We start from the raw sequence: 5541 nt of genomic DNA on the forward strand, positions 1-5541 counted from the left end.
CGCGCGGTGCCCGCCTCGCCCTTGTCCGGGCGCGCCGACAGCGCGTCCAACAGCAGCACGTCCTTCACCCGCAGGCTCGCCAGGTCCAGGCCGGAAATCTCCGCCGAGCCAATCTCCGCGCGCAGCCAGCTGCGCACCGCCGACAGGCGGCTCGCGAAGGCCTCCAGGTCCGCCTTCCCCCGAGCCCGCCGCTGCGCGCTCTCCACCGCCGGCTCGGCCGCGTCCAGCACCGCCGCGGGCACCACCAGCCGCACCATGCCGCTGTGCGGCCCCAGCGTCGCATGCAGGTGGACCGCCAGCATGGGGCCGTCATCCCCCAGCCGCGCGGAGACCTCGTCCACGCCCCGCGCCACGCCGTCCAGCCGGGGGCGCGGCACCGCCGCCTGCAGCCCTGGCACCAGCAGCTTGAGTCCCTCGAGGACGACGTAGGCCATCACGCCCTCCTCGATGTCCGTCAGCGGCCGCAGGCCCACCGTCTCCCCGGCGCCGCCCAGCAGCAGGTCCACCGCCACGTGCGCCAGCGCGAGCTCCACCTCCAGCACGGCCCGCCCCTGGAGCGCCCCGGGCGCGAGCACCGCCAGGAAGGTGGGGTCCCCCAGGAAGCGCCGCAGCTCCGCCATGGGCCGCACCTGGACGGACTCCACCGTCAGGCGCACCTCCGCGTCGAACACCTCCTTGAGCCGGGCCGCCACGGCCACCGCCGTGCCGTCCGCGGGCGTCAGCCACCGCAGGCGCTCGGCGAGCAGCCCCTGGGCCCGGGAGACCTTCTCCAGGTTCCTGAAAGCGAAGGGCCGCCAGCGCCGCTCCTCGCTGGCGGTGGGCTCCTCGCAGGCAGGGGATTCCCGTGGCGGCTCCTGACGCGAAGGCCGGAGCTGGCGCAGGTCCACCAGCATCGTGCGCTCATGGACGCCCGGTCCTTCGTCCTCGGATTCGAGACTCATGCCTTCGCCTCGAAGCGGACGTCTTCAAGCCGGAGCCCACGGCCACTGAGCGCGGACCGCAGTCCCTCGCTGGCCCCTTCGAGCTGCTTGAGCACCTCGCGGTTGCTGCCGCTGAAGGTGGCCGAAATCTTCCCGTTCCGGGCGCTGACCTTGATGGACAGGCCGCTGAGCACGTCGCCCCGCAGATCAATCTGGAACTCCGCGTTGCCCGCGGCGTTGGTGCCCACGCGGACGCGGTCGACAATCTTCTGCGCAATCTCGGTGGCCAGGGCCCGCAGGCGCTCCGAGCCCGCGGTGTCCTTGGGCTTGGCCACGGGCACCGGCGCCATCAGCGCGGGGTTGAAGCGGAAGCCGGGGGCCATGGCCTCCGCCCCGCCCTCCTTCTTGTCCTTGCCGCCGCCGCCCTTGCCGCCGCCAGCATCCGCGTTCGCCCGGATGGCGGCCCCCCGCTCGGAGCTGACCTGCCCCAGGGACGACTCCGCCTTGCCCAGGTCCTTCTCCCGGCTATCGGAGGTCCGCTTCTCGTCGGTGCGCCGGGCATCCCGGGCGTCCGACGCGCGCGAGCCGCCACGGGCCTCCGCGGCCATGCCCTGCGCCTGGGCCTGGGCTTGCGGCTGGGCCAGCTCCTTCATGGCGGGCTGCTGCTCCTGCTGCACCCGCTCGCCAAACGTCTTGCCCTGCTGCGTGGCCCGCGCGAGCACGGCACGCGCCAGACCGCCCTGCTGCTGGGGCTGCGCGGGCGCCGGGCCCGGCGACGGGGGCGGCTGCTGGGCCTGCTGCATCAGCCGCTGGAAGGCGGAGGCCCCCTCCTGGCGCTTCTTGGCCTGACCCTCGGCGAGCTTCTTCTCCTGGAGGAGGCGCTCGGCCATGCGCGCTGCTTCGCGGTCGTCGTCAACTCGGCTCATGACGTCATTCCAGGGGGATGGGGAGGGCGCAGGTTACTTGCGCTGGCGCGCCAGGAACAAGGCGTTGCCAATCTCCTCCTGGTTCAGTTCCTCACGCTGCTGTCGCTCGTACTTCACCTGCTTCTGCCAATTCTCGCGGTGCTTCTCGATGGCCTTCAGCTCCTTCGCCGCCTCGGCCATCTCCCGCCGGCGCTGCTCCACCAGCCGTTCGGCCACCTTGACGGCCTCCCGCTGGCGCTCCACCTCCAGCGCCACCTGCGCCTCTTCGTCCTTCAGGCGCTCCTCGAAGCGGTTCATCATGTTCATGCCGTTGATGCCGGCACCCTTGAACATGACCTCCTTCAGGTAGGCGGCCACCTTCGCCTTGCGCTCGCGCTTGCGCTGCTCCAGCTCGTCGATGAGCCGCTGGAGCTCCGCCTTCTCCTTCTCCAGCGCCTTGATGGCGGAGGAAAAGGCCTGCTCCGCCTCTTCCTTGGCCCGGGCGCGCATGTCCTGCAGGGCCTGCAACCGGTACGGGGGCATGTTGGCCCCATCCTAACCCGGAATCCCCGCCGCGCACCCCTGGCCGGCGCCTTACTCGTCGAACAGGGCGATCAGCTGCTCCACCGTCTCCTCGAATCCGGAGTTGGAGTGGGTGTCCTGCTTGAGGAAGTCGATGATGGCGTCGTACTTGTCGATGGCCTGATCCGTGCGGGGATCCGTCCCGTACTGGTAGGCCCCCAGGAGGATGAGGTCGCGCTGCTTCTCATACGTGGAGAGCAGCTCGCGCAGCCGGCCCGCCGCCTTCTTGTGGTCCTTGGAGACGATGCCGCTCATCACACGGCTGAGGCTGGCGAGCACGTCCATGGCCGGCCACTGGTTGCGCTCTCCCAGGGCACGGTTGAGGATGAAGTGGCCGTCGAGAATACCGCGGACCTCGTCGGCGATGGGCTCCTCCATGTCACCGCCGGCCACGAGGCAGGTGTAGATGGCGGTGCACTTGCCCTTGTCCGAGTTGCCCGTGCGCTCCAGGATGCGCGGCAGCATGGAGAACACGCTCGGCGGGTAACCTTGACGGGCCGGGGGCTCACCCACGGCGAGGCCAATTTCACGCTGGGCACGCGCCAGACGCGTCACCGTGTCCAGCATGAAGAGCACGTTGCCGCCGCGCTCGCGGAAGTATTCGGCGATGGCGGTGGCCACGTAGGCCGCGCGCAGACGCACGAGGCTGGGCTGGTCGGAGGTGGCGCACACCAGCACGGAGCGCTTCATGCCCTCCTCGCCCATGGCGTCTTCGATGAACTCACGCACTTCGCGGCCACGCTCGCCGATGAGCGCCACCACGCAGAGGTCCGCTTTCGTGTTCCGGGCAATCTGCCCCATCAGCGTGGACTTGCCGACGCCGGAGCCGGCGAAGAGGCCCACGCGCTGGCCCTCCCCCACCGTGAGCAGCCCGTCGATGCAGCGCACGCCCAGGGGCAGTGGCCGCTCGATGCGCTGGCGGGTGAAGGGGTCCGGGCAGTCGCGGTCCACGGACCAGTCGATGAGGCCCTCTTCCGGCAACGGGTGGCCGTCCATGGGCTCGCCGATGCCGTTGAGCACGCGGCCCAGCAGGGCCTCTCCGCACTTGATGCTCAGCGGCTTGCCGGTGGGGATGACCTCGCTGTCCGGACCGATGCCGTGCAGCTCGCCCAGGGGCATGAGCATCACCTCATCCCCCTGGAAGCCCACCACCTCCGCCTTCACCGCGCCGCGGTTGCGACTCTTGATGAGCACCAGCTCGCCCACGCGGACGTTGGGCACGCTGGCCTTGATGATGAGGCCCGTCAGCTCGGTGACGCGGCCGCGCACGCGCACGACCTGGGCTTCCTTGATGAGGTCGAAGTACCGCGAGAGGTCAATGGCCATGGGCGTGTCCCTCGACGCTCCGGCTCACGCCGGCCCTTCCTTGCGCGCGGTGTCCGGCAACAGGATGTTCTGGAGCATCTCCAGCTGCGTGGGCAGCTGGGCGTCCACCGTGCCGAACTCCGTCTGGACGATGCAGCCCACGGGGGCCACCTCGGGGTCCTCCTTGATGGCCAGGTCCACCGCGCGGCCGATGAGCTCCATCAGGACGGGCTTCTTCGCGCGGAGCACGGCGGCCGTCTTCGGGTGGACCCGCAGAATCATGGAGCGGGCGCTGCGCAGGTTTTCAATGGCCACCGCGCACAGCTCCACCATCAGCTCCGGGTCCTTCTCCAGGCTCCGGCCGATGATCTTCTCCGCCATCTTGAGTGACAGCGCGATGACGTCCTGCTCGTGGCCGCTCAGCACCTCCCCCGCCTGCATCTTCGCGCGGAGGATGATTTCGGTGGCCTGCGCCAGGCCCTCCTGACGGCCCTGCTCACGCGTCTTGGCGAGGAGCTCCTCGCGCTCACGCTGCGCCTCCGCGAGGATGCGCTCCTTCTCGCGCTGCGCCTCCTCCAGGATGGCCGACGCGCCCTGACGGGCCTCGAAGACCTCGGCGTTCATCACCCCCGCGCGGGGAGGCCGCAGCACGGGACGCTCGGGCGCGTGCGCCGGCTCCGCCGTCCCATCACCTCGAATCACCTTGCCGATCGCCATGGGCCGCTCCTTGCGGGCCGGATGCTAGCGCGTTCCGCCCTTGGGTCCACGCCCCCCCGCACCAGGAGGCACAGGACGGTCGGTACCCGACGGAGAGCGGGGACGGCGCTGGACGGCGGTCCCCTCGCTCCGGGGCTTGGGCATGGGCGCCAGGGCCGGCGAGGTGATGGCCCGCCCCACCAGCACCCGGGGGGGACGCTCCGGCGCCGGCTCCGCCTCGGCGGGCCTGGCCCGGCCGCCTCCCTGGGCACTGGACGAGCGTGAGCGGAACACCCGGGAGACCTCCGAGTCCTCCCGGTCCGGGTCCGCCGCCCGGAGCTTCATCCGAGCGGCCCGGGGCGGCTCCTCCGCCGGGCGCTGCGGCCCCCCGACGCGGGAGCGCTCATCCCCGGGGCGAGCCTGGACGCGCGAGCCCTCGGCCACGCGGGAGCGCTCATCGCCGGGGCGCGCCTGGACGCGCGAGCCCTCCGCCACACGGGAGCGCTCATCCGCGGGTCGGGCGTGGACCCTCGAGCCCTCGGCCACGCGGGAGCGCTCGTCTGGAACGCTCGCATGGACTCGCGAGCCCTCGGCCACACGGGAGCGCTCATCCGCGGGTCGGGCGTGGACCCTCGAGCCCTCGGCCACGCGGGAACGCTCATCCTGGCCCGCGGCGTGGACCCGCGAGCCCTCGGCCACCCGGGAGCGCTCGTCCTGGCCCCCGGCCTGAGCCCGCGAGCCCTCGGCCACGCGGGAGCGCTCTTCCGGCGGTCGCGAGTGCACCCGGGAGCCCTCGGCGGCGCGCGCGCGCTCACGCTCGGACAGCGCGTCGGGGTCCTGGGGACGAGGCCGGGCGCCGCGCTGCCCCAGCCGCGAAGGCGGCGGACCGATGCGCGCGCCCTCAGGATCCGCGCGAGGCGGGCGCGTTTCGGGCCCCTCACCCTCACGACGAGCCCCCGCGTTCGCGGGCTCACGCCGGGCCGGCATCCGCTGCACCGCGGCGCCATCCTGCCGCTTCGCGGGCGTGGCCACGCGGGACGGCTCACGCGACGACAACACGCCCGCGTTCCGCGCCGCCCGCTCCGCCATGAAGTCCCGCCGGGCTGGTGGTGCGCCCGCCCCCTGGCGAGCCG

Annotated in this window: 5 protein-coding genes and 1 pseudogene; all 6 read right to left on the bottom strand. The window is 72.2% G+C overall.

The window, feature by feature from the left end:
* Positions 1 to 941: flagellar motor switch protein FliM (locus tag G4D87_RS32885; RefSeq protein WP_163786640.1), on the bottom strand; the 941-nt coding region annotated here is incomplete at its 3' end.
* Positions 938 to 1846: a flagellar hook-length control protein FliK gene (locus G4D87_RS32890; RefSeq protein ID WP_163786641.1), complete on the bottom strand. Its 909-nt coding sequence runs from the start codon at positions 1844 to 1846 to the stop codon at positions 938 to 940. The genes G4D87_RS32885 and G4D87_RS32890, both read right to left, overlap by 4 nt.
* 33 nt (positions 1847 to 1879) lie before the next feature.
* Positions 1880 to 2368 (bottom strand): flagellar assembly protein FliH, encoded by a 489-nt coding sequence (locus G4D87_RS32895; RefSeq protein ID WP_163786642.1) that lies wholly within the window; start codon positions 2366 to 2368, stop codon positions 1880 to 1882.
* 51 nt (positions 2369 to 2419) lie between these two features.
* Complete coding sequence (gene sctN / locus G4D87_RS32900) at positions 2420 to 3733, bottom strand: type III secretion system ATPase SctN (protein ID WP_163786643.1); 1314 nt, start codon at positions 3731 to 3733, stop codon at positions 2420 to 2422.
* A 24-nt stretch (positions 3734 to 3757) separates the two neighbouring features.
* Entirely contained in the window at positions 3758 to 4429 is a 672-nt protein-coding gene (locus tag G4D87_RS32905; RefSeq protein ID WP_163786644.1) for a FliH/SctL family protein, read from the bottom strand.
* Between the two features lie 24 nt (positions 4430 to 4453).
* Positions 4454 to 5541, bottom strand: a pseudogene (locus G4D87_RS32910) (hypothetical protein); the annotation flags it as partial.

This window comes from Myxococcus vastator (assembly GCF_010894475.1).
Lineage (GTDB): Bacteria > Myxococcota > Myxococcia > Myxococcales > Myxococcaceae > Myxococcus > Myxococcus vastator.

Coding starts and splice junctions, on each gene's coding strand:
- sctN (WP_163786643.1), bottom strand. CDS start 3,733: ATGGCCATTGACCTCTCGCGGTACTTCGACCTCATCAAGGAAGCCCAG.
- G4D87_RS32905 (WP_163786644.1), bottom strand. CDS start 4,429: ATGGCGATCGGCAAGGTGATTCGAGGTGATGGGACGGCGGAGCCGGCG.
- G4D87_RS32890 (WP_163786641.1), bottom strand. CDS start 1,846: ATGAGCCGAGTTGACGACGACCGCGAAGCAGCGCGCATGGCCGAGCGC.
- G4D87_RS32895 (WP_163786642.1), bottom strand. CDS start 2,368: ATGCCCCCGTACCGGTTGCAGGCCCTGCAGGACATGCGCGCCCGGGCC.